20 protein-coding genes are annotated in these 25,444 nt (G+C 46.6%); 11 read left to right on the top strand and 9 right to left on the bottom strand.

Features of this window, described 5'->3' with window-relative positions; genetic code table 11:
* Positions 1 to 15: 15 nt before the first annotated feature.
* Positions 16 to 1,494 (bottom strand): alanine/glycine:cation symporter family protein, encoded by a 1,479-nt coding sequence (locus L5L91_RS13825; protein WP_263236883.1) that lies wholly within the window; start codon positions 1,492 to 1,494, stop codon positions 16 to 18.
* A 267-nt stretch (positions 1,495 to 1,761) separates the two neighbouring features.
* Positions 1,762 to 2,049 carry a hypothetical protein gene (locus L5L91_RS13820; RefSeq protein ID WP_263163395.1) on the bottom strand — a complete coding sequence of 96 codons (288 nt, stop codon included), beginning with the start codon at positions 2,047 to 2,049 and terminating at the stop codon, positions 1,762 to 1,764.
* Between the two features lie 166 nt (positions 2,050 to 2,215).
* Between L5L91_RS13820 and L5L91_RS13815 the strand changes: the two genes are divergently transcribed.
* Positions 2,216 to 4,315: a DNA topoisomerase III gene (locus tag L5L91_RS13815; RefSeq protein WP_263236881.1), complete on the top strand. Its 2,100-nt coding sequence runs from the start codon at positions 2,216 to 2,218 to the stop codon at positions 4,313 to 4,315.
* Positions 4,316 to 4,524: 209 nt separating this feature from the next.
* Here L5L91_RS13815 and L5L91_RS13810 read toward each other — a convergent pair whose 3' ends face one another.
* Complete coding sequence (locus L5L91_RS13810) at positions 4,525 to 5,814, bottom strand: alpha/beta fold hydrolase (protein ID WP_219253828.1); 1,290 nt, start codon at positions 5,812 to 5,814, stop codon at positions 4,525 to 4,527.
* A gap of 255 nt (positions 5,815 to 6,069) precedes the next feature.
* Here L5L91_RS13810 and L5L91_RS13805 point away from each other — a divergent pair, with 255 nt between their 5' ends.
* The 10 genes from L5L91_RS13805 (at position 6,070) to L5L91_RS13760 (ending at position 17,235) form a co-directional block, all read left to right on the top strand.
* Entirely contained in the window at positions 6,070 to 6,714 is a 645-nt protein-coding gene (locus L5L91_RS13805; protein ID WP_113940724.1) for an MBL fold metallo-hydrolase, read from the top strand.
* Between the two features lie 145 nt (positions 6,715 to 6,859).
* The gene (locus L5L91_RS13800; protein ID WP_028761018.1) at positions 6,860 to 8,599 is read left to right on the top strand and encodes a methyl-accepting chemotaxis protein; all 1,740 of its coding nucleotides are present in this window, start codon (positions 6,860 to 6,862) and stop codon (positions 8,597 to 8,599) included.
* A gap of 322 nt (positions 8,600 to 8,921) precedes the next feature.
* Positions 8,922 to 9,938 (top strand): XdhC family protein, encoded by a 1,017-nt coding sequence (locus L5L91_RS13795; protein WP_263139069.1) that lies wholly within the window; start codon positions 8,922 to 8,924, stop codon positions 9,936 to 9,938.
* Complete coding sequence (locus L5L91_RS13790) at positions 9,938 to 10,705, top strand: nucleotidyltransferase family protein (RefSeq protein ID WP_263220910.1); 768 nt, start codon at positions 9,938 to 9,940, stop codon at positions 10,703 to 10,705. Before L5L91_RS13795 ends, L5L91_RS13790 begins: the two co-directional genes overlap by 1 nt.
* A gap of 3 nt (positions 10,706 to 10,708) precedes the next feature.
* Entirely contained in the window at positions 10,709 to 11,212 is a 504-nt protein-coding gene (locus L5L91_RS13785) for a (2Fe-2S)-binding protein (protein WP_263139066.1), read from the top strand.
* A gap of 1 nt (position 11,213) precedes the next feature.
* Positions 11,214 to 13,460, top strand: coding sequence for a xanthine dehydrogenase family protein molybdopterin-binding subunit (locus tag L5L91_RS13780; RefSeq protein ID WP_263236878.1), 2,247 nt, complete (start codon positions 11,214 to 11,216; stop codon positions 13,458 to 13,460).
* Positions 13,461 to 13,720: 260 nt separating this feature from the next.
* Positions 13,721 to 14,212: a DUF1097 domain-containing protein gene (locus L5L91_RS13775; protein WP_113940728.1), complete on the top strand. Its 492-nt coding sequence runs from the start codon at positions 13,721 to 13,723 to the stop codon at positions 14,210 to 14,212.
* A gap of 104 nt (positions 14,213 to 14,316) precedes the next feature.
* The gene (locus L5L91_RS13770; protein WP_263139063.1) at positions 14,317 to 15,768 is read left to right on the top strand and encodes a methyl-accepting chemotaxis protein; all 1,452 of its coding nucleotides are present in this window, start codon (positions 14,317 to 14,319) and stop codon (positions 15,766 to 15,768) included.
* Between the two features lie 485 nt (positions 15,769 to 16,253).
* The gene (locus L5L91_RS13765; RefSeq protein ID WP_028761011.1) at positions 16,254 to 16,622 is read left to right on the top strand and encodes an SMI1/KNR4 family protein; all 369 of its coding nucleotides are present in this window, start codon (positions 16,254 to 16,256) and stop codon (positions 16,620 to 16,622) included.
* A gap of 187 nt (positions 16,623 to 16,809) precedes the next feature.
* Positions 16,810 to 17,235: an SMI1/KNR4 family protein gene (locus L5L91_RS13760; RefSeq protein WP_105252108.1), complete on the top strand. Its 426-nt coding sequence runs from the start codon at positions 16,810 to 16,812 to the stop codon at positions 17,233 to 17,235.
* A 991-nt stretch (positions 17,236 to 18,226) separates the two neighbouring features.
* Here the strand turns inward: L5L91_RS13760 and xthA are convergent.
* From xthA to L5L91_RS13730, 6 genes are all read right to left on the bottom strand, one after another.
* Complete coding sequence (xthA, locus tag L5L91_RS13755; protein ID WP_168824214.1) at positions 18,227 to 19,039, bottom strand: exodeoxyribonuclease III; 813 nt, start codon at positions 19,037 to 19,039, stop codon at positions 18,227 to 18,229.
* Complete coding sequence (locus L5L91_RS13750) at positions 19,039 to 19,338, bottom strand: YciI family protein (protein ID WP_028761008.1); 300 nt, start codon at positions 19,336 to 19,338, stop codon at positions 19,039 to 19,041. Before L5L91_RS13750 ends, xthA begins: the two co-directional genes overlap by 1 nt.
* Positions 19,338 to 19,883 carry a septation protein A gene (locus L5L91_RS13745; protein ID WP_028761007.1) on the bottom strand — a complete coding sequence of 182 codons (546 nt, stop codon included), beginning with the start codon at positions 19,881 to 19,883 and terminating at the stop codon, positions 19,338 to 19,340. Before L5L91_RS13745 ends, L5L91_RS13750 begins: the two co-directional genes overlap by 1 nt.
* Before the next feature lie 113 nt (positions 19,884 to 19,996).
* Complete coding sequence (gene fhuF, locus L5L91_RS13740) at positions 19,997 to 21,067, bottom strand: siderophore-iron reductase FhuF (RefSeq protein WP_263163374.1); 1,071 nt, start codon at positions 21,065 to 21,067, stop codon at positions 19,997 to 19,999.
* A 123-nt stretch (positions 21,068 to 21,190) separates the two neighbouring features.
* Positions 21,191 to 23,416 carry a TonB-dependent siderophore receptor gene (locus tag L5L91_RS13735; protein WP_263163373.1) on the bottom strand — a complete coding sequence of 742 codons (2,226 nt, stop codon included), beginning with the start codon at positions 23,414 to 23,416 and terminating at the stop codon, positions 21,191 to 21,193.
* Positions 23,417 to 23,511: 95 nt separating this feature from the next.
* A complete protein-coding gene (locus L5L91_RS13730; RefSeq protein WP_263236876.1) occupies positions 23,512 to 25,440 on the bottom strand; it encodes an IucA/IucC family protein in 1,929 nt (642 codons plus the stop codon).
* Positions 25,441 to 25,444: the final 4 nt, after the last annotated feature.

Genomic DNA, 25,444 nt, shown 5'->3' with positions numbered 1-25,444 from the left:
GCATAGTGGTAACGTCTACGTATTTATACGTTGCGCTGTTTCAGTCATTACATTTTCTTCAGCGTGTTTGCGTTCAACCCAGTAATCCGCATTTTTAATCCCCAGTTTTACCGGGTCAAAAAGTGGCTCTATGCCGAGTGCTTGTTGTGATTCATAATCTTTAAGGCAAGTGAATGCGGTTTTCCTTAATAGAATAATGGCAATAATATTGAGCCATGCCATGAGTCCGACACCAATGTCACCCATTCCCCAAGCCATATCAGCCGTTTTAACTGTGCCGTATACGGTTGAGCCAATGATCACGACTTTGAGAACGACCATGAACCAAGGATGATTTACTTTACGGTTAATATAGGCAATGTTGGTCTCGGCAATGTAGTAATAAGCCACTATGGTCGTAAAGGCGAAGAAGAACAGTGCGATAGCCACAAAGATATTGCCAAATCCTGGCATCATACTTTCCATTGCCGTTTGTACGTAGCCTGGTCCTGCAGCGACTCCGGCAATGCCGGTATAGAGCGCCGCACCGTCAGGGCCCTGAACATTATACAGTCCTGTAATAAGCAGCATGAAACCAGTTGCAGAGCAAACGAATAAGGTGTCGATATACACAGAAAAAGCTTGAACTAACCCTTGTTTGGCTGGATGGCTTACCGCCGCTGCAGATGAGGCGTGTGGCGCTGTACCTTGACCCGCTTCGTTGGAGTAAATCCCCCGCTTTACCCCCCACATGATGGCTAAGCCTAAAATGGCACCAAAACCCGCATCAAAGCCAAAGGCACTTTTGATAATTAACCATAAAATACTCGGTAGCTGGCCAATATTTAGCGCTATGATGACACAAGCCACTATGATGTAACCCAGTGCCATAAAGGGGACGACGGCACTGGCAAAGTGAGCGATACGTTTTACACCGCCAAAAATAATAAAACCAAGAAGCATAGCCAGTATGGCTGCAGTCACATTAGGATCTATGTTGAAAGCAGTTTTTAAACTTGAACCAATCGAGTTAGCTTGTACGCCCGGCAGCAGGATCCCGCAGGCAAATATGGTCGCAATTGCAAATACCCATGCATACCATTTCATGCCTAAGCCTTTTTCAATATAAAAAGCAGGTCCACCGCGATACTCACCATTGATTTTTTCTTTATAGACTTGACCTAAGGTAGATTCAACGAAAGCGGAGCTGGCACCGAGAAAGGCAACCATCCACATCCAAAATAAAGCGCCAGGACCACCAAAGGTGATTGCTGTGGCAACCCCTGCAATGTTACCTGTACCGACTCGACCCGCTAATGTCATCGCGAGTGCTTGAAAAGACGAGACTCCCGCATCAGTACTCTTACCATCAAACATCAGGCGTATCATTTCTGGCAGATGGCGCAGCTGTAAAAATCGAGTGCGAAGGGAGAAATAGAGCCCTACACCTAGGCAAAGAAAAATAAGTGCAGGGCTCCAAATTACACTATTGATCGCGTTGACAATCTCATTCATAGACTCCGATTCCTTTATTGTGTTGTTTTAGCAGAGTTTTTAGGTTTACGGTTATTCAACAGATGTTGAGTTAGGACATTCACTTTTGATTAAGACATTTTTTGTAAATATCCAAGATACTCAACATAACTATTTTTTAGGGAGCTTCATAGTTAAAGTGTTAAATATTTGAAACCAATGTGTTTTGAAATTGAGTTTTAGCATGGGTAAATAGAGCGGAGGGGCGAGTTAACTCGAAATACGGTAGTGATTTATTATGAATGTCAGTTATCCCATTACCCAAAGTAGCATCCACACGCCGAATAAGCTGCTTAAGCTATGGCGCGTGATTTGATGGCTGAGTAATAGAGATAAACTCACAGCAATAGGAATGACGAGAATGAATCCCCATGCTAACGGCATATCGATGATTTTCATTTGTCCCAGCCAGGTACTGGTGAGCATGCTTATTGCGAGTAACATTAAGCTATGGAATATCAATAACTGATTGAATCTTAATATTAATGCTGGAGTTATTGTCATAGCCTGTCGCGCATTTATTGCAAACTGTCCCATAGTCACTCCTTAGTTATTTAGTGTATCTTATGCCTTGTTGAGAATCATTCGCAATTGAATTTACACTTAAGCTTTTACATTTAAGCTCGGTTTACTACAGAAATTTGCACTCAACTGGCGTTTGGGCTAAATTATACTGTAATTATATCCAGTGCTTGGTGTTTGTATGATTCTCTATATCGCAGAAAAACCTAGCCTAGGGCGGGCCATTGCCGATGTATTGCCTAAACCCCATAAAAAAGGCGATGGATTTATCGAAGCCGCCAATGGCGATTGTGTGTCTTGGTGCGTTGGTCACTTGCTCGAGCAAGCAGAACCTGATGCCTATAATCCCGAATTTAAGTCTTGGAAATTCGAGCATTTGCCAATAGTGCCAGACAAGTGGCAACTAAAACCTAAGGCCGCAACCCGCAGCCAACTCACAGTGCTTAAACGATTAGTCAAACAAGCCAACACGCTGGTTAACGCGGGCGATCCCGACCGTGAAGGGCAGTTACTCGTGGATGAAGTGATTGCCTATCTTGGCGTGACGGGGGACAAGCTACATCAAACCCAGCGTTTACTGATCAGTGACTTAAACCCACAAGCTGTAAAACGGGCTCTAACGCAGCTACGCAGTAATCGCGAGTTTATTCCTTTATCCACATCGGCCTTAGCCCGCAGTCGTGCCGATTGGCTCTATGGCATGAATATGACGCGTGCGTACACCATCCAAGGTAAAAAGGTCGGTTATCAAGGCGTGTTATCCGTCGGCCGAGTACAAACGCCATTGCTTGGGCTAGTGGTGCGCCGTGATGAAGAGATTGCCCACTTTCAATCTAAACCTTTTTATGAAGTACTGGCGCATTTGGCGACCGAGAAGCAAGAAACCTTCAGCGCCAAGTGGCAACCTAGCGAAGCTTGTCAGCCCTATATGGATGAAGAAGGACGAGTGTTAGTGAGAGGGTTAGCGCAAAATGTGGTGAGTCGCATCAGTGATAAACCCGCCTTAGTCACTCAATTAGTGGCTAAGGACAAGAAACAGAATCCACCATTGCCCTACAGCTTATCCGCGTTGCAAATTGATGCGGCGAAACGGTTTGGCATGAGTGCTAAGGATGTGCTCGATACCTGCCAAAGTTTGTATGAACGTCATAAACTCATTACTTACCCACGCTCCGACAGTCGTTATTTACCCGTTGAGCAACATAACCTTGCGCCTTCGGTACTTAAGGCGATAAGTGACGGTGCTGCTGAGTTATTGCAAGGTGCTGATGCACCCGATCCCCGTCTTAAATCTAAAGCATGGGATGATAAAAAAGTGGACGCCCATCACGCAATCGTCCCCACAGAGAAGACGGCTAACTTATCTAGCTTGAGTCAGCGTGAGAGGCAGTTATATCTTCATGTTGCTCGCCAGTACTTAGCCCAGTTTTATCCGGCTTATTGTTACAGTGAAACCACAGTGCAAGTGACAATCGAGGGTGGCTTATTTAATACCAAGGCGCGTCAGGATAAATCCCTCGGCTGGAAGCAACTCTTTGCCCGCCAAGAGCCAAATGGCAGTAAGGTGAGTGGCAACAAGTCGACGGAAGAAAGCACAGGTAAGGACGATGAGGAGAATGACGAGTTTATCGGTCAATTACCACCTTTGAAATTGGGACAGGCCTTGCATTGTACTCGAGGCGAATTGTTGGAGAAAAATACTCAACCACCAAAGGCCTTTAACGATGCCACTTTACTCGGTGCTATGACGGGTATTAGCCGTTATGTGACCGATCCTGAGATCCGTAAAATTCTTAAAGAAACCGACGGATTAGGTACAGAGGCCACCCGTGCAGGTATTATCGAATTGCTGTTCAAACGCGGTTTTTTACAACGCTTAGGTAAATCTATTGTCTCGACAGACGTGGGGAAAGGATTGATTAACAGCTTGCCCGCGAGTGCGACTACGCCGGATATGACAGCGCTTTGGGAAGCGAGCTTGAACGGCATTTGCCATAAAGAAACCTCTTATCAAGCCTTTATGCAGCCACTGCTCGGCACCTTATCCACGCTTATCCAGAATGCAGGCGCACAACTGCCAACCGCGCTTAATGGTTTACAAGGCCAAGGTTATCGTAAAACGGCAAGTAATAAATCTGGTTATCGTAAGTCGCCTTACCGCAAAGCCTCGAGCTCGGCAAAACGGGCAGGCACTGCAAGTACAGCTAAAAGCAGTGTGAAGAAGTCAGTGGCTAGTGCTGGCGCAAGGAGTCGAACACGCAAAGTGGCTACAGAGGCTTAATAGTCACGAGTGCGTTGTGATTCTGTTGTAGGGGAGATTAGACCTTAAGCTATAACGCTTTCACAGCACTGAATTTGGGCAAAAAAAGAGTAAACCAAAACGGTTTACTCATACGGAAATAGGTCGTTAAAGCTTGCCAAAATCACTCAATTGATGAGGAGCAGGCATATAATCTCAGCATTAACTTAATTAGCCCTTAAAGCTCACATTTATCTTAAGGTGTCGCCTCGGTTTAAGCTGATGAGCTTATCCAGTATGCGTTCTCCATCCATGCGGATGCCGTTATGTTCATATTCTGATGTTAACCAATACTTTAGCCTGCCAACTTGTTTTGTGGTTTCTAAACTGTATTGCATCTCTACAAACATATCTTCACTGTAAATGGCCGCTGCAACAGGGACTCGGTTTTGTGCCAGTTGCTCTAGATTGTAAAGTGCTGGCCAATCTGATTTATGGGCGAGGATTTCTGCCGCGGCTTTAAGCGGCACTAAGTGACTAAATTGGTCAAACATCCATGGGTATATCATCTCACCTGTGAATAAAAACGGTTTACCTTGTTGATAGTTAAAGGCGGGGAATTGCTGTCTAACCCTGTGTGCAGACCATTGTGAAGCTGAGTGTTGACAGTAGATGGCTTCATGCAACAGGGCAAAAATAGGGTTAGTGTTGTAATCGAGCATTTGACCGAAATGATTTAAAAATAACGGGTTAACGACTGTCCCTGAAGCCGTGTTGATCAAGGCTTGTTCAAGCAAATAATAAACCGATTCAGGCCCTTGCTCCATTCCAATATTAATACCCAGCAGTTGCAACATTTCAACCGTGAGGCGTTCACCCGTTGCCAAATACACTTCATTTTCAAGCAAATGTTTTGCTAAGCGAGTGACGAGATGTTGAGCATCGTGGAAGCGTTGGAAAAATTGTTTATTCTTCGCCAGTACGCGTTGATAAGTCGCAAGATAGACGTCGTCGCTGCTACGGGTTAATGATGGTATGCCACCCGTAATATAGGCTTCGCTGACGCCTTGAGGGGCGGCGCTTAAATAATGTAACACGCAAAATCCCCCGAAACTTTGGCCGAGAATCGCCCACTTATCGGCGGGACAAAGCTGGGCACGAATCGTTTCGGCATCACGAATGATATTGTCAGCCCTGAAATGGCTTAGGTAATCCGCTTGAGCTGCGGGATCTAAATGTTGCAGGCTTTGGTAATTAATCGGTGTTGATAAGCCTGTACCACGTTGATCGAGTAATAACACTCGATATTCTTTTAATGCGCGGCGGATCCAGCCGCTGTTGCTGGCGGGACGCATGGCCGCAAATCCAGGGCCGCCTTGAAAAAATACGATATAAGGTAGTTTTTTATCTTTGTTTTCTGGGCTACAGAGTTCTCTGGCAAACACTTGGATTTGCTCTGCAATTGGATTTTGATAGTTGAGGGGCAAGGTAAAAGTGTGTTTCTTCGCCAGCACTCCGGCGAGAATAATATCGGGTTTCATCAAACAACCTTAATGGCAGAGGATCATGTTATTGTGATTGGCAGATTGTATACCCAAATAAGCTGAAGATGCAGTAACCTAGGCTACCTGAAACGCGTATCTTCAGCTAACTTGGGTATAGACAAAATAGTTTATGTCGTAAGCTAGGATTATTTGATTAGCTTTTGGTGAAGATCAATTTTTTGGATACAAATTTGAGCCATGATGAGTTTCTTAGCGTAATCTATCGCTTATGGATAACACGAGATTGAAGCTATGAAGTATCAGATTATTCCAGTGACACCTTTTCAGCAAAATTGCAGCTTGATCTGGTGTGAAAAAACCAAGTGTGCTGCGGTCGTGGATCCCGGCGGGAATATTGACAGGATCCAAAACGAAGTGGCGAAACTTGGACTCGTCCTCGAAAAAATCCTCCTTACCCATGGGCATATCGATCATGTCGGTGGTGCAAAAGCCTTAGCGAAAGCCGCCAATGTGCCGATTATTGGCCCGCATATTGCCGATAAATTCTGGATTGATAACTTACCTAAGCAAAGCCAAAATTTTGGTTTTCCCCATTGTGATGCCTTTGAACCGGATCAATATCTGCAGGATGGTGATATTGTTAAAGTGGGCGAGCAAAGTTTATCTGTGCTGCATTGCCCTGGGCATACGCCGGGACACATTGCACTTTTCTCTGCCCAATCTAAGTTGGCGTGGGTGGGGGATATTTTGTTTCGAAGTTCTATCGGCCGCACTGATTTCCCCCAATCAAATCATCAGGATTTAATTCACTCGATCACCGAAAAACTGTGGCCCTTAGGCGCCGAGGTTGAATTCATTCCTGGGCATGGTCCTATGTCGACTTTTGGTGAAGAGCGCGAGCATAACCCCTTTGTCGCGGACCAACTTTTACTCTAATTGAGACGCCATTCAGCATTGCTTGATTTGTGAGCGATAATCACTCGCAAATCAAATGATTATTTCAACTAATAAACCAACCTTTTTTATGTTTTCTGTTTTTCCTTCTAGACTTAAAGCAGTTCTTCCGTCTACTGGGGTAAGTATGAAAACAAAAACAATGATGAGCGTGGTCTTTTCGACCATAGTCGCGAGTGCCGTGATTTCTGCGGTATTGAGCTTCAATGTTAAGTCTAAAATCGATCTCTTTAATGATGCGGCTAGCGTTCGATATCAGTCCTATCAAGTTGCCGATGAGTTAAGACAAAGTTCCGATGACCTAACGCGTCTCGCTCGAACTTACGCTGTTACGGGTGATGAAAAATACGAAAAAATGTATATGGATATTTTGGCTATCCGTAATGGTGAGAAGTCTAGACCTGAAAAATATCACCAGATTTACTGGGATTTGGTGCTGAGCTATGGCGATAAGCCAAAACCCGACGGTGCTAGCATTGCGATAAACACGCAAATGAAGTCCCTCGGTTTTTCTGATGAAGAATTCCGTTACCTTGAACAAGCTCAGCAAAACTCAGATGCGTTAGTCGCCCTCGAAGTTAAAGCCATGAATGCCGTCAAAGGTATTTTTATGGATCCCAACACCCAAACTTACACGATCAAAGGTGAGCCTAACTTAACTATGGCGAGGGAGTTATTACATAGCGACCAATACCACAGAGAAAAAGCTAAGATCATGCAGCCGATTGATGAGTTTTTTACAGCATTGGATAAACGTACCGATGGTGATGTGAATAACCGACTCGACTCCCTGCATGCGGCATTAAACTGGTCCCAACTGGTGTTATTTATCGTGATTTTAGCCGCCGTTGGCGGATTTATTATCGTTAAGAGCAGGATTGTGACTCCCTTAGTGCAGACCTGTGTTGAATTGCTCGATATTCAGCGTTCTAAAAATCTTGCGCGGCGGATCTCTGTTACGACTCAGGGGGAAATTGGCGAAATCGTTAATCAAATCAACTTGTTTATCTCTTCCCTTGCCAGTTCATTATCGACGACGGATGGCATTGCAAAAGAGGTGGCTGATTTAGCTAAGCAAACTAAAGCATCAATTCAAATTTCGCGTGAAAGCTCAAATCGAGTGGCGAGAGAACTGGATGCCAGCGCCAGTGCGATGGAAGAAATGACCACGACCTTAGTACATGTGAGTGAGAGCACCTCGAATGCTGAAAGCCGCGCCGCCGAAAATGAAACGCATGTCACTGTAGGTAAACAGACAGTATCGGAAGCGTTGAAAGCCATGTCGGTATTAGAAACTGAGTTTAGGAATACTCAGGACTCTATGTCACACCTAGTGAACGAAAGTACCCAAGTCAGCAATGTGTTGAGTGTGATTAAGGCGATTGCTGAGCAAACGAATTTGCTGGCACTGAATGCCGCGATTGAAGCCGCACGGGCCGGTGAGCAAGGACGAGGCTTCGCTGTGGTAGCTGATGAGGTTCGATCATTAGCCCAGCGCACTCAAGATTCCACCAAGGAAATCGATGATATTGTCGCAAGCCTTCAAAGCCGTACTAATCAAGTTGGTACATCTGTGACTCAAGCGGCGACGCTAATGCAAAAGGCGGGGGTAGAACTGCAACGTATCGTGGCAGTATTTGAGGATATCCGCCATAGTACGGAAGCGATTCATGGGATCAATACTCAGGTTGCCGCTTCAACCGAAGAACAATCCTTAGTTTCTAAAGAAATAGCTTCGAGCATGATGGTGATCCGCGATAATTCCCGTGAAGTATCACAGATTATCGAACAGATTGAATCGACATCCATTAGTCTAGACAACCAATCCCAGATACTGCGCACTAAGGCGGGCGAATACCAGTTTTAGATGAAATGTGGTTGATTTGCGAACAAACGCCACTCAGACATGGACGTCAATTCTTCCTCTTTAACTTCCCCTGAACATATTTTATGCTTCAACACTTTCTGAAATCTATTACTCCTTTCAATACGCACACGCCTTTGCTAACTTGGTTGTCCATATGTTTAATGCGAGCGTTTGACGAAGCGGTTTTATTTGCTGATAAAACTTGCGTCAAGCTTTGATGACAAATAGTCGTCGATAGCTGCGTTATTAACGGCTGATAGTTTCAATAGCGATAAGCGCATTAAATTTTTTAAATCTCCCTAACCCAATGGAGTCCTTGCGGATGGATCACCAAATCGAAGATTTACTAGAGCATTGGCTACCACTGGCGGATGACGCTTGGGTGCTTGCGGTGATCACCAAAATTCAAGGTTCGGCCTATCGCAAACCTGGCGCCATGATGTTGTTCCATGAGTTTGGTCAAGGCGTGGGTATGTTAAGTGGCGGCTGTTTAGAAGCCGATTTACGCCGCCATGCTCAAAATGCCATGCAGACTAAGCAAGTCATGTGTGTCACCTATGATGCAAGCGATGAGTCCGATGCCAGCTATCGACTCGGTTGTGGTGGCATAGTAGATATCATGTTGATCCCTCTGCTAAAAGAGAATCATGATCTTGGCTTAGTTGAGCTAGTGCAGGCATTTCGCCACGGTCGGTCGGGTTTTTACCAATTGCCTTTAGTCAAAGCGGGGACGGATGCGCGCCAGTATCACGCTGCGTTTTATTCTGAGGAGTTGACGCCGTTCCCCGCCAGCGATTTTGTTCGCACGGGCGTCTTCACCCAAGACGCGGGAGAATCACTGATTATTCCCTTGAGACCAAGATTCCATCTTGGGATCTTTGGCGGTGGTATCGATGCTAAGCCCGTTGCCGCCATGGCCCACACTTTAGGTTGGCTAGTGACTGTTTTTGATGGTCGTACCGCCTATGCCAGAGCGGCGGATTTCCCCCATGCCCATATAGTGAAACTGACCGCGGGGGAATTAACCGCGAATCATATCGCTCAATTGGATTGTGCCGTGGTGATGAACCATAACTTGGGCTTAGATGCTGCGGCATTAAAGGTCATTCAAGCGCATCCGCTAGCCTATATCGCCTTGCTTGGTCCTGCCCATCGACGGGATAAAGTGCTTGGAATGGCAGGGCTCAGTGCTGAATCTTTTACTGGGGTATTTTCTGCTCCCGCGGGGCTTGCCCTTGGCGGCGAGTTACCGAGTGCCGTTGCGTTAAGTATTTTGGCCCAGTGCCACGGGGTGCTCCATGGCGCAACCTTAAAACATCTCGATGAGATAATGCGTTGATGATGTTGCCGCCAGTGCAAAAGCCTTCTGTACTAATGTCTTCAGCACCAAAGTCGGCAGAGCAAACGTTGACAGAGCAAACGCCACTTTCATCCAAGCGGCTGCTGATTGTGGTACTTGCGGCCGGCGAGAGTAAGCGCTTTGACGGGGTAAAGTTAGCGCAACTTCTACCATCACATAGCGCTACGGAAATTCGCGAACAAACCATCATTAACACTCATGTTGAGCGTTTACAGCAGCTTAGTTACCAAGATTTAGGTTTGGATCGCCAAGACACTCATTCGCTCCAGCATACGCCTTTGTTAATCATACTCGGTGCTCATCAGCACATATTGCAGCCATTATTAGTCGAGCTTCATTCCCGCCAACCCTTTGATATTTTAGTTAATCCACAGTGGCAAACAGGCTTGGCATCCTCAGTGAGTTTGGCGGCAAGCTATGCCAAGGAGCAGGGCTTTGATGCCATGCTGCTGACATTGGCAGACCAAGTGGCCTTGAGTGCAGACGATTATCGACAACTGATTTTGACATGGCATGAAACCGGTAAAGACGTTGCCGCCCATTATTTGGATGATTTAGGCGTACCTGCTATTTTTAATGCCTCTACATTACCGCAGTTCACTCACTTGAGTGGTGATCGCGGGGCAAAATCGATTCTAAAACAACAAGCACAGCGGGGAGCGTTAGTCGCTATAACACTACCCCGCGCCGCAATTGATATTGATACCCAAGCCGATCTTGCGTCGTGGTTGGCACTTAAGGAGTGAGTTATGGCAGAAGTATTATCAACCACTGCAGTTATCAAGGAAGCCAGTACCGCCGCTTCCATCCAAACACTTTTCATCAACGGTAAATCATTTACCTTAGATGCCGATCCTAAGATGCCAATCCTGTGGGCGTTACGGGATATTTTAGGGCTCACGGGCACTAAATATGGTTGTGGTGCAGGGTTATGCGGTGCTTGCACTGTGCATTTAGACGGCCAACCTGTGCGCGCCTGTTTAACCAGTTTGGGGCAGGCACAAGGAAAACGTCTGACAACAATTGAAGGGCTGGATAATCAAAAGCTTAAAAATGCTTGGGCCGAACATAACGTGCCCCAGTGCGGCTATTGCCAAGCGGGACAACTGATGTCGGCTGCGGCGTTAGTGGCGCAGCATCCGAAACCTTCTGCAGAACAAATCAACTCGGCCATGTCGGGTAATCTCTGCCGCTGTGGAACCTATCCTAGGATCAAAGCTGCACTGCAAAACTATGCCAAACAGGAGGGCTAATATGAGTACTTTTACTGCCGTAGAAAATATCAGCCGCCGCGACGTGCTAAAACTGTTTGGCGCAGTGGGTGGCGGATTAGCATTAGGGGCGAGCGGACTAACATGGAGCCCCATGGCGCTGGCGCAGGATAAAGAAGCGCGGTTGAATCTGTTTATTGCCATTGGTGAAGACGACAAAGTGTACCTCACTTGCCATCGCTCCGAGATGGGACAGGGGATCAGAACCGGCATTCTGCAAGTCTTAGCCGAAGAGTTAGAAGCGGATTGGGATAAAATTGTCCCTATTCAAGGTTTAGCTGATAAACGTTATGCCAGCCAAAACACCGACGGTAGCCGCAGTATTCGCGAAAATTACGACCGCATGCGCCAGATGGGGGCGATGGCAAGAACCATGCTAGAACAGGCTGCCGCCGCACGTTGGAAAGTTCCCGTGAGCGAGGTGCATACCGCCAGCCATAAAGTGCTGCATGCTAAAACGGGCCGCTCGGCCAAGTTTGGCGAGTTAGCGTTAGCCGCATCAGAGCAGCCAGTACCTGCAGTTGAGTCATTAACCTTTAAAGACGTTAAAGATTTCAAGCAGATTGGTGCATCACGTCAAATCGTTGATATGGATGCCATGTTAAGTGGCAGCGCGATTTATGGTTACGATATCAAACTCGATGGCATGCTTTACGCCAGCATAATACGCCCGCCGGTGCTCGGGAGCGATGTGGCAAGCTTGGACGATACCGCAGCGCGTCAAGTGGCTGGGGTAGTGGATGTGTATCGTTTGCCAGCCGCTAAGGGCGCTCCCGCGTTTCAGGCTTTGGGCGGCGTAGCTGTTATCGCCACAAACACGTGGAGTGCCCTCGAAGGGCGCAAAGCCTTAAAAGTCACTTGGACTCAGGCCGACAACAGTCAGCATGATTCAAGTCTTTATTTGAAGTCACTGGTCGAGCGGGTACAGCAAAGCGGTAATGTCGTGCGTCAAGCTGGTGATGAAATCAAAAACTGGCCCGAGGCGAATACGTTAAAAGCGGTTTATACCGTGCCTTATTTAATTCATTCCTCTATTGAGCCGCCCGTTGCCACCGCCCATGTGACTGAAAAGGGCTGTGAAATCTGGGCATCGACCCAAACGCCGCAAAGTACCCAGCAAAATGTGGCCGCAGCGCTAGGTATGGAAGAAGATGCGATTAAAGTGAATGTCACCCTATTGGGTGGTGGTTTTGGGCGTAAATCTAAACCTGATTTTAGCGTTGAAGCCGCACTATTATCGAAGCAATTCAAGCGTCCAATTAAGGTGAGTTGGAGCCGCGAAGATGAAATTCAAAACGGTTATTACCATGCTATCAGCGCCCAGTCCTATCAGGCACTGTTTGATGCCAATAACAAACCGACCGCGCTTTTAGCCCGTACGGGATTCCCATCGATCAGTTCAACCTTTGCCGAAGGGGTGGAATATCCCTCTGGCGGTGAGTTGGATTTAGGCTTTGTGGATGTGCCCTTTGCTTTGCCAAATTTAAGATACGAAGCGGTAAAAGCGCAGGCGCATAGCCGTATTGGTTGGATGCGCTCTGTGTGTAACATTCAGCACGGTTTTAGTGTCGGCAGTTTTGTCGATGAAATGGCTCATCGTTCTCAGGTTTCTTGCCCTGCAATGTGGCGTAGCCTGTTAGGTGAAGCAAGGCGTGAGACCTTTACCGACCAACAGTTTAAATATGGCAACTATGGCGAAGATCTTGATCGTCATCCCGTGGACGTCAGTCGCTATTTTGGGGTAATCGACGCGGTCGAAAAAGCCCAAGCTAAGGCGCCCAAGGCGGGTGAAAATCAGGGCTGGGGTTTTGCTGTGCACCGCAGTTTTGTGAGTTACGTCGCTGTGGCTATGTTGGTGGAAGTGAGTGAGGATAAACAGCTTAAAGTGCTTAATGCCATCGCAGCCATAGATGCGGGCACGATAGTTAACCCTGATAGGGTAAAAGCACAGACAGAAGGTGCGATTGTATTTGGCTTGAGTTTAGCCTTGATGGGGGAAATCACTTACAAAGAGGGCAAGGTGCAGCAATCGAATTTCCACGATTATCCTTTGCTGCGACTTCCCCAAACTCCCGATATGGAGATCATCATTATTGAGTCTGATGCTGCGCCAGCGGGCGTGGGTGAGCCGGGTGTGCCGCCCGTTGCCCCGAGTTTAACCAATGCGATTTTTGCGGCGACGGGGCAGAGGATCCGCGATCTTCCCGTGAATAAACTATTGCGAGTGTAAGTGTCGGCAAGAGGGTTAACTGAAAGCCGTTTGAACAAAAAAGCGCCTAATAAGCGCTTTTTTCGTTTTTTTACCACAAAAAATTTGCTTGTTAGCGATTTTACGGGCATTAATGCCGAAAATTAGCAATAGATCAGGTTTTTGTTACCAAAATAGAGGTAATTTAACCAATATGTTTACCCAAGCCACCTCAAAATACACATTTTAGAGCGCCCAAGGGTATTAAACTTCCGTGAATAGAATTACTAAAGGGGTCATCCATGGAAAATCGTTGGCAAGTCGCTATTTCTGCCGGCCTATTGGCGGCTATTTGGTGTGGCGTCGCAGATGCTTTTCATCTGGTCACTTGGATCGGCTTTTTAGGTTGTAGCACTTTTTTTGCTCAACCTAAGGCTGGCTTTCAGGGCGTGATGATGGCGTGGTGCACAAACCTGTCCGGTGTATTTTGGGCTTGGCTCATTATCTCGGGTAGCAGCTTTTTTATTTCGCCCGTATTTGGGTATATTTTTACCGGCATAGCCACTTCGGCCATGTGTTTACAGGCAAGTTATCAAAAGCTTAGCTTTATTCCCGGCGCATTTATTGGCTGTTGCACTACCTTTGCTATGGCGGGTGATGTGGCCAATGTCGTGCCGTCGTTGATCATTGGTGGCTTATTAGGTTTTAGCATGAGCCTGTTAACGGGGCAGTTGGTTACTCTGACACAAAAGTGGTCTGCCGCCACACGTAACCAAGTTGCTAGCACGGATTAGCATAATACCTGCTCAGATCTTATGACTGACATAGTTGTCGTGACAATCTGAGCTATACTGCTGATTTAGTGCCAAATAGCATTTTGTTCTTAGGAATTATCAAGATGAAACAAATCCAGTTTCGTACCATTGATGCCATATTGATCAAGTTCAGTCTCAACGGAAAGTTTTGGGTAGTGTGTTCTATGGTGGCGCTGATCACGGCCGCCGTGGCGCTTGTCAACTATCAACATGCGCACCGTAACCTTGAGCAGGCCTCAATCGCTCGGGTTCAAGCTAGCGTCGATACCTTAGCGCAAGTTGCAACGGCGCAAAAGCTACAAGCTGACGCCTTATCTCAATTTGCCAGCCAATACGGGTTAACTGTAACTTCAAGGCAAAGTGATGCGCAGCGTCAAGGGGATAAAGTGACGGTCAGCGCCAGTGTGTCAGGTCAAGCCTTACAACTGACGCAGAATGTCCATGAGTGGGAAGCCGATGCGCGTAGCGATGCTAACTTTATGTTCTGGTTAGCGTTAGTGGGTTTGTTGCCTTTATTCCAACTGAGTTACTGGATTTCAACTTCACTCGGTGGTGGATTATGGGACATGTACTTAGCCATCAAACGCTTAGCCGATGGTGATTTGAGCTTTAGATTAAACTTCTTTGGTACTGACGATTTCAGTTTGATTGCCCGGGAAATCGATCGCTGCGCCGACAATATGAGTGAAATGGTGTCAGCCATTGGCAAAAATGCACAGACCTTATCATTGGCATCCGATGAATTTAATCAACAGGCGGCCACCAGTGATAAACTGATTGGGTTCCAACATCAATTCCTCGATTCCGTTGCCGTGGCGATGGCACAAATGACCTCAGCGATTGAAGAAGTCTCTGTTAATGCGAGTAATACTTCGTTGCAAACCAAGGAAAATTCAAGCCAAATGTTGGCCAGTCGTGGGCGTATTAGCCATACAGTGGAAAGCATTGGTTTACTCTCAACTAAGATTGGTGCGGCGTTTTCATCGGTGGAACAATTGTCTAAGGATGCGGCGAGTATCGATGCTGTAGTCACAACTATTAACAGTATTTCCCAGCAAACCAATTTGTTAGCCTTAAATGCGGCCATTGAAGCGGCCCGTGCCGGTGAGCAAGGTCGTGGCTTTGCTGTGGTAGCCGATGAAGTGCGTACCTTAGCGGGTCGAACTCAACAGGCCACGGTAGAAATTCAGGCCATGATTGAAGGCTTACAATCTGGCACGACTCGTTTATCTAGCATTACCATGGAGATAGTCGATCAGGCCGATGAAGGTCGCAGTGCGATTATCGCCGTCGGTGATGATGTTCAAGGCATGGCGCAATCGGTCAATGCGGTATTTGATATGAGCAGCCAAATTGCCGCCTCGGCGGAAGAGCAGAGTGTCGCCGCTCGCGACATTGCCGGACAATTGAATGAAATCCGCCATCAGTCGGAAACTATCAAACAAACAGCCCAGCGCAGTGTGACCTTAGCCAATGATCTGCACCATGCCTCGGTCGAGTTAGATGGCATTTTAAAGCAGTACCGCACGAGTTAATGTGTCACCTTTAATGTGAGTCGTCGGTATGGGGTGTTGAGCAATAACGCCCGATACTGAGTCTCATGTTAAGTAGTAACGTATCATCCGACAATGGCGGAAATCTTAGATTTCCGCCATTTTAATTTGGAAGTACCCAAAGAACTATTTAGTTATATTGCCCCATTCCGTTCTATCAGCGTGACATTATCTAAATTGACGGTCATAGATTTCAGGGGAGAAAGTTATGTCTGAAAATGTCCTTTTTGCGGAGGGTATTTCACTGTGGTTGGCGGTGGAAATCTGTGTTTTGTAAAAATAGAATTTGGGGAAATTGATGGTTTCTATATGGCTGATTGTGTTAACCTTTATCGGAAATATTTAAGAAAAATATCAAGCAATTTTAAATTTTTTGTTGATGATAAACGTTCACCAGTGTATCACTTGTTCGCCTCGGTCAATTAAAATTGGCTTGGGACGCCGCTTAACGTTAGGCAACAATAATTATGAATAACGATCCATTTCGAAACCCGACAGATACCGAAATAGCTAGCGCAGAAAGCAAACTGGGCATCAGTTTTCATGACGACTACCGATCATTTTTGAAGTCTGGCAGCGATGTTGCAAACGCTACCTTTGAGCCTGCGGTAATTTTACCCGGCTCTGGCCATCTTGATATCTTTGACATTGCTGAAACAGCCTGGAATGTCATGGGTCTTCCAAGAGACCTTTTGCCATTCATCGAGGATAATGGCGACTATTTCTGCATAGCAAAGACGGGTGAGATAATTTATTGGTCTCACAACGGCAGCACTAAGGAAGAATGGCCGAATCTTTCTGCATGGCACAAGCAGGTTTGTGTAGACCTTGAGTAACTGTGATAGCCTAAATAGTGGTTCAAATCGTTCGCTCCGCTCTCAGTGATGGGTTAAAGCCTGCCCCTTAGCCAAACGTTAACCCATACAAGCATTTAAAGCGGGACTGCTAACAGTTTGCTCGACTTCGCTTCGCTACACAATTTTAGCAAACGATTATCAGCCCCTTAAATGGGCGTTAAGCATTATGAGCAAATATCGAGATAAATTCGAATATCCGGAAAATCCAGCAAGTGCTGAAGACATTCAGGCTCTTGAGAAATGGTTAGGAACAGATCTTCCGAGTGAGTATAAGAAGTTCTTGCTTGAAACTAATGGGGCAGAAACTCCGATTGGCGTGCAAGAACCAGATGACTCAGTTGTGCTCTGGAGCGCTAAAGAGATATCCGAATTAACAGAAGCCTATTGCTACGAGCAATACTTGCCTGGGTTGGTTGCTATTGGTTCAGATGGTGGGGGAGAGTCAATTGTCTTCGATACCACACATAATATAAGTTCAGAAGACTGGCCAGTTTATAGGGTACCTTTCGGCGATTTAACGAAAGAGTCTATGGTATTGTTGGCGGAAAATTTCAATGAGTGGGTTTCCAGTGGTTATTCGCTCAAGTTCTAAAATGTTTAACAAGGCCAGTCAATCTGACCTCCGTAAACTGTCTTCTTTTTTGCAAAAAGACGTAAAAAAGCTTCCAACTCACTCCGGCAGTTGCTGGCGGCGTTATGTTTAAAGCGGTAGTAATTAGAAAGAGGGCATCAATATGTCAGGAGAGCGAATATCGGGTGATGGAGAACGAGAACGATGTCCTGTACATGGGCATACGAGAAGGCTATCTAGCAAAGAAATTAATGAGATTAAGCACGCTGTAGAAGTTGCTAACTCACAAGCTAAACGTAAGGGAGTTACACCTAAAGATCCTCAAATTGGTCTTTTCAGTTGTAAATGTAATTGCTTCTATGTGAAAGTTGAATAATGGTCCATCAATATGTTGATAGTATTATCAGAATGCGAACATAACAAATTGCTGTATCTGAAATTTTTCCGTTCCTTCTTTTTTGTTTGATAACACAAAAGCTTCTACTCCAAAAATGCAGCTGAGCAAGGCGTTACACCATAGAAATTTCTATGCGAAATTCACCTGTTATAGCTGATGACCTAACACGCTTTTGTCCCAAAGCATGCTATGTATTTCTTTAAAACAAACAGGTTTCGCCAATGCTAAACAGGTGAGCCTTGGTGATTGGCGAGACGATCGTCCGCCCCATGGCCGCTCTTTGGCGTCCATGCCATCGCGGCATTTGTGAATCCTTTCACATCAGATGGGGCGGTCGAGCATTCACGGATGGACTGGCTGCGAGTCGACGAGCAAATACCATGGCAAGCATGTGTGAGTGGATATCAGCAAACGCTAAACTCCTCACAACTAAAATTATTGGTCCCAAAACACTCGTCTTCAAGACATATCTGTCCAAAAGTGAATTACGTTCAGTATCACACTTGACTCATTTACCATTCATCGAACGACAAAGATAAAATATGTTTCGCCCATAAAAAAACATCGGTCTAAGCCGATGTTTTATATCTACTAAGATGGTCGAACGTTAGCGGATTAAGCCTCTTTGAACGTGCTCCAAATGGGGGCATGATCTGAGGGTTTATCTATGCCGCGTAGATCGTAATCGACGTCGGATTCGACTAAACGTGCTGCTAGTGAAGGCGTTGCTAAAATCACATCAATTCGCAGGCCACGGTTGTCATCGAACCCTTTGCTACGGTAATCGAACCAAGAATAACGTTCGATGCGCTCTGGATGTAATTGACGGAAAGTGTCGATTAAGCCCCAGTCTTGTAAGGTTTTTAACCACTCACGCTCTTCCGGTTGGAAGCTACATTTGCCGGTTTTTAGCCAACGCTTACGATTGACTTCACCTATGCCTATGTCTAAATCGGTCGGCGAAATATTGATGTCACCTATGATGGCGATATCTTCATCGTTGCTGTGGTTTGTCTGCAAGTAGTGCATTAAGTCCTGATAAAACTTACGTTTAGCAGGGTATTTTGTTGGGTGGTCTATGCTTTCGCCCTGGGGGAAATAGCCGTTGAACACAGTCAATGGACGACCATTCGCTTGGGTAAATGTGCCGATAATCATGCGGCGCTGGGCATCTTCGTCATCGCTAGGAAAACCCTTTTGCAGTTTTTCTGGTGCGATTTTAGACAGCATGGCAACACCATAGTGAGCTTTACCGCCGTGGTAATGCACTTGATATCCCATGGCTTCGACTTCGGCTAATGGAAACGCCTCATCGTGCACTTTGGTTTCTTGCAGGCCGATGATGTCGGGCTGGTGGCTATCGATTAAGGCTTGCAATTGATGCAAGCGTGCCCGCAGACCATTGATGTTAAAGGACACTATTTTCATTAAGGCAGGACTCGTTTAAAGGGTTTAACCACAACACTTTGGTAAACGCCCGCTTCGATATAGGGATCGGCATCGGCCCAGTGTTTTGCTGCGACTAAGGATTCAAAATCTGCGACAACCAGTGAACCACTAAAGCCAGCATCACCTGGGTTTTCGCTGTCGATGGCTGGGTGTGGGCCAGCGATCAGTAAACGACCTTCATCGGCGAGGGCTTGCAGGCGAGCTAAATGAGCTGGGCGTGCGGCTAAACGTTTTTCTAAACTATTCTCAAAATCTTGAGCTGAAATCATATACCACATTATTTGAGTTCCTTGCGTTGATCTTCGGGAAGGTGTTTATAAAGATAAAATACGGTCAGGACAGTATTAATTAAAGTTAAAGCGGTTAAACCAAACACTTTAAAATTGACCCAAGTTTCTAATGGCAAACTAAAGGCGACATAAATATTGACTAGGCCACAAGCGGCGAAAAAGATCACCCAATACCAAGTTACGCGAGCCCAAATTTTGTCGTCTACTTGCATTTCTTTGCCTAACATCGACTTTAATATCGATTTATTGAGCAATTGACTGACACCTAAGGCGATGGCAAACAAACTATAGATAATGGTCACTTTCCACTTGATAAAAGAATCATCGTGAAACACTAAAGTGAGTGTGCCAAACACTGTCACCATAGCAAAGGTGATTAAGTGCATCTTTTCAAGTTTCTTATATAGCGCATAGGTCACGATCAATTGAAGCGCGGTGGCTGCGATCAATGCGCCGCTGGCGATATAAATATCGAAAAATTTATAAACGGCAAAAAAGATGACGAGGGGCAGGAAATCAAGCAGTTGTTTCATAAATAATCATGTTAAAGAGACATGGGCTTGAGTGTAGCATGTGCAACATAAGGGCAAAAGCACCATGGGCCTAGGATTGCGATCTTGCCCATTAAATGGGTTTAATGGGCAAGTTAGACTTGTGCTTGTTTGGCGGCGTTTGTCTTAGCGTTAGGGCGACTTAGTAGTGGGCAATCGTGGCATTGGCCAGTGTTGGCGAGTTGATACCTTAGGCAGCAAGTACGGCGAATGCATTGGATGTTTGTGCTGCCTTCTTTGGGTTCAACAATCAAATTGATGCTGTTATACAGTGGATTTTGGGTGCCATCAAAAAAGGTCGTTCTGCGAAACAGAGCTTGCTTAAGTTGCTGACTTTGTTGCTGAGATAATCCCAACTCTCCTAGATACCAGTGGATCAGATAGCCTAAGTGACTCCAATATAATTTAGCGGGCACGGGGCTCAAAGTGAGTAGTCGCTCAACACTCGGTTGCAGTAAGTTTAAGATAAGGCCTTGTAGGGCGAGTTCTTTATCAACTGGCGGCTTATATGAGGTTAATGGCGAGTGTACCTTAGTGTCTGTCTTGAAACTTGGCTTAGTGTTTGTTTGGGAAAGTGGTTCGATGCCGTGGTATTTTTTAAAGGTCAAAGCGGTATTTGGCTGACGATTTGCGATGTTAAATTCAAATTTTGCCACTCGGCCACTGGCGTGTACCTGCATAAACACGGACTGTGGCTGCCAGTGAATAGGCTCGAAATCGGCTTTTTTTGCGTTAAAAATCCACTCCATCACAGGCGGAACTAAAAGGCCAAAATACCATTGACCCCAAAGTGAATACAGCGCTTTGCGAGTGTCTTTTATACTGGCCGTAGCGCTTTTACTGACCAAAGCGTGCGCTCGGCTGTTTGCAGCTGTTTTACTAACCTCGGTTTCATCTTCAGTTATAGCTTCAGTTTCACTCTGAGTTTCTGCGCTAGGGTGTGCGATGGCAAAACGTGCAATGAGTTTTTGATAAGTATCGACGTTACTCCATTCATCAAAACTGAGCCCTGTAGGTGACTGCGTTGCGCGAAGGTGCTCGCCATAGAAGGGTGCCCGTTGATGTAACAGCTGATTGAGTGACAAAATAGTTTGATTCAACGCGTTGTGGCTTGGCGAGGTATCGCACAATGTTTGCAGTCTGGTGTCTCTCCGTTGGCTTGCCATAGTGACTCCTTAATGGCTGTGATTGATTGCCGCGGTTATCGATAAGTCCATGTAAATTATTACCTTGCGAGCCCAAGATTTGGGCTCACAAGGTTTTTCGAACGATCTCAATATAAATCTGACTTAGAAGCGATAGTCCAAGGTTAAGCTGGCACTTCGCGGCGTACCGTATTGGAATTGACTATATTGACCGACTTGGCTGTAGTAGCTTTTATCTAAGGCGTTGTGCAGGTTTGCGCTGAGCTTAAGCTGCTCTGTGAAGGCGTAACTCGCCATTAGACTCGCTAGTGCGTAAGAGCCTTGCTCTACTTCGACTTTGCCAAGTGGCGAATTAACTGTTTGGTAGACGCGGCTCTGCCAGTTAACCCCCGCACCTATTTGCAATTTATGCCAATCACCGCCAAAGGTATAAGTGGTGAAGAGTTTTAACTGCTGACGTGGTGACGTGGTACTGATACGTTTGCCTTCAGGATCTTCGCTAGTGAACTGGGTGTAACCTAAGTAAAGATTCCAGTCATCAGTGATTTTACCCGTCGATTCAAATTCGAATCCCTGTGTTTTTGTACCGTTTACGCCTTCATACACTTGCGTTGTGGTACCTGGGATCACATCGCCAGTGCTGACTCCGACATTGTCTTGTCTGATCTCAAACACCGACAGCGACATATCTAAAGCCTCATCGAACAGGCTCGCCTTAATCCCGCCTTCGTAGTTTTTCCCTTTAACTGGATCTAGGTAGCTTTTATCGATTCTTTGCTTAGTTTGCGGTGCAAAAATGTCCGTATAACTGGCGTAGAGCGAATATTGCTCGGTCAGGGCGTAGGTGAGGCCGAAGTAAGTAGTGAGTTCGTTGCTGATGTTGAAATCGTAACGGCTGCCAAAATTATCTTGGTCGGTTTCCCACTCATTGAGGCGTAATCCGACGATGACAGCTAAAGCGTCGCTGAGATTAAGCTGAGTCGCTACATAGGCTGCACTCTGTTTGGTTTCGCCAAATGAACCCGTGGTATAGGTTTCCTTCCATTGAGGTTTTGGATATTGGAAGTTCGGATCGCGAAAATCCCCCAAAGGCGGTACTGCCGCAGTGGGATAATAGTAGGGATTGGCGAACTCTTGGCGTTGGCCATTCCAGCCAAACATCAATTGATGTTCTAATCCAAAGAGTTGGTATTGTCCTTCGGCGCGCAAATCCACATTGTGTTGGGTGCGACTGCCGTCGACATAGGCGATAGAGCCTGCAGTGGCGCCGATATTGGTTACAGGATCTGGATATCCCGTGGCCCATAGTACATCGAACTCCAATGAGTTATCGCCGTAGGTGTAAGTCCCTTTTAGGTTCCAACCGTTATCTAATCTATGTTCGAGACTCGCAAAAGTGTTGAGGCCTTGGGTATGCGCCGAGCCCCAATCGGGCGCCGTTGAAGTGGCACGATCATAATTAGTGCGACTGCCATCGCTGTAAAATAGCGGTAAACCGCCCGACATAGTGCCGCTCGGTGTAGCATCTTGGTAATCGACACCAAGGGTGAATAAGGTGCTATCGCCAATATCGGTTTCGACTATGCCGTATAGCGTAGTGCGCTGCTGCTCGTACCTGTCTTGGAATGAATCTTTATCCTGATAGGCGGCCACCACGCGACCGCGCACAGAACCCGAGTCATTTAAGCCGCTGGAAACATCGACCATACCGCGCACATTATTCCATGAGCCCACACTTAACGAGGTGTTGCCCATAAACTCTTGAGTCGGGCGTTTACGGATAAGGTTAATAGCCGCCGAGGGATTACCGGCTCCCGTCATGAGGCCAGTCGCGCCGCGTACCACTTCTACTCGCTCGTAGATGGCGGTGTCGATAAGGTTATCGCCATAGTTGAAGCGGGTGTCGTAGGTGGTGGGTACGCCATCGTACAGTATACTGGTCACGGCAATGCCGCGGGCACTAATGCTGTATCTATCGTTATCCATAGGGCGAGCATTAATCCCGGCAACGCTGGTCATGGCATCAATCACGCTATTAAGCTGTTGATCGTTCATCATTTGGCGGGTGATGGACGTGACCGACTGCGGCGTTTCTAAATAGGATAAATCGAGCCCAGTTGCCGTGTTCATTGCTTGGGTTTTATAACGGTTGTCGTGTAAATCCTTAGCGCCAATGACATTGATGACTTCAATTTCTTTCTGGTGCTTTTTAGTTTTACTATCCGCATCGACAGTGTCAGCTGTGGCATAGGGAACCGTGGCTAACATGGCTGAGCACAGCAATAGCTTCGGGTTAACGAGGGCTTGCCGACAGACGAGTGCGATGCTGGAGAGAGGGAAAGTCTTCATAATGGTGATCTTTAATTCCATTTAGGTTGGGGTTAAATAAAGCGGGCCAATAAGTGGCCCACACAAACGTTTCGTCAAGTTTCAGAAAGTGTCGGGTCTATTTGCTTAGTTGCGCGTTAACATGTTTTCGATTCAGCGCTGCCAAGTTTGGGGCGCTTAAAGGCATGGCTTTGCCTAAAGGCCGCCAAGGGATTATCGATACCGCCGGCGAAGCGCAGGTTTTTCTCCCTGTCGGCGAGGTCTATCATTTGTTGGTTGTTATTCAATTGGATACGATTGAGGCAGGTGCGTACAAAGCTGTCCTTAAACAGATCGTATTGGGCAAACTTGGCGGCCAAATGTGGATGTTGAGCTTGGTAGTCACGTACATTGTCCGCCACTAATTCCCAGAATTGGCTTTCACTGACACTGGTTTGCTCATCTAACAGCGGTGCTAAATAGCGGAAAATACAGTCAAAAATATCCAGTAAGATGTAGTTAAGCTTCATCTCTTCTTCAAGGCTTACCGCAAGGCGTTTTACATCATCAGGCAGCGGCGAGGTGCCATTGAGTACCGCGACTTCTTCGCCTATGTCTTTCATTAAAATCTTGACCGGCACATATTCATCCAGCACTAAGATCAGGTTTTCACCATGGGGCATAAAGACCAGATCGTAGGCAAAAAACGCGTGCAATAAGGGCGACAGATACAAGTTGAGGTAACGGCTCAACCAGTCTTTTGCTGGCAAGCCTGAGGCCGTTATCAAGGCCGAAATTAGCGCTTTATCTTCATGATCCGTGTGCAGCAGGGCGGCCATGGTCATCAGATTTTGCTTAGGCGCAATGTGCGGCAGTGGGCTTTCGCGCCATAGTGCAGAGAGCATTTTTTTGTAGGCGCTGTCTTGGGTGAGTGCCTGCTCGTAATAATGGTGGTGATAACCTATGGCGGCAATTTCTTTAAGGATCACAAACCCTTGCTGAGTAAAGTAAGGGTCGCTTTCAACCAAGTTCGCCACCCATGCATTTATTTGCGGTGTGCAGCTCATGTAAAGGGGCGACAGGCCGCGCATAAAGCCCATGTTTAAGATGGAAAGCGCGGTTTTGACATAGCACTTTTGTGGCGATGAAAGATTGAAGAAAGTGCGTATCGATTGCTGAACTTGGTACTGTTCACTGCCTTCGCCAAGATAAACCAGATCGCCACGGGCTATGTCGCCGGCAAAGACGCGGGCGATTTTTTCGCGCCACTGCCAAGGATGCACAGGCATAAAGTAGAAGTCCTGCGGATCATGCTGCTGGGTTTTAAGACGTTGTTGGAAGTCAGTGAACTGCTGGCCAAGCTCCTCCTTGAGTAACGCGTCGTGACTCAAGTTTTCGAGGGCAGCAAACGTGGTCTTACTCTTGCGCACTCCAAGCCAGATTAACTGCATCGGCATCGCACTTTCTGGGGCAAATTGACGATAATCCTGCATATCAAAGCCAATCCGGCCGTTATTGGCAATAAACACCGGATGGCCTTCAGTCATACCCGCTTCTATGCTCTGATAATCGGCTCGCGCCAGCGTGGCGGCGGGGATCGCCTGATGCGCTAACTTGTACGCCTTGCTGTAGAGGGTGCTAGTGATTTCCTCTAAATAGGTTGGTAGTAAGGTTTCGCTGATCCCTAAGTCATTTTTAAGGGAAATGATCAGCGACATCGCATCAAGGATTTGCTCTTGTCCTGCAAGTGAAACGCGGATGGAATCTGCATCGATAGCAAGATGATCGAGCTGATAGTGCCGCGCGCTAAAATAGTAAGTGCTGTCTTTGAGCCTGAGTTCATAGTGGTTAAGCCCCGCTTTTTGCCCGTATAGGGTCGGCGTGATGATTTTCTCGTGGGTGAATTCGCAGAGGATTTTCTTCACTAAATGCCGATTAGCCGCTTGCCAATAGGCGGGGGTCAAGTGCTCCGGCATAGAAGTCGAGGTTGACGACAGCGCAGGATTGAGTTGAGCCGCCGCTGCGTGAGTTGGATGATCCTGCGTTGTCAATGGATCCATTAGTAAGGCTTTTGTGGGTAAGTTCATCTAG

The sequence above is a fragment of the Shewanella sp. SM55 genome (assembly GCF_025654025.1).
Classification (GTDB): Bacteria; Pseudomonadota; Gammaproteobacteria; order Enterobacterales; family Shewanellaceae; genus Shewanella; species Shewanella oncorhynchi.
The sequence above is the reverse complement of the archived record's forward strand: the minus strand, read 5'-3'. Positions and strand labels throughout refer to the sequence as shown.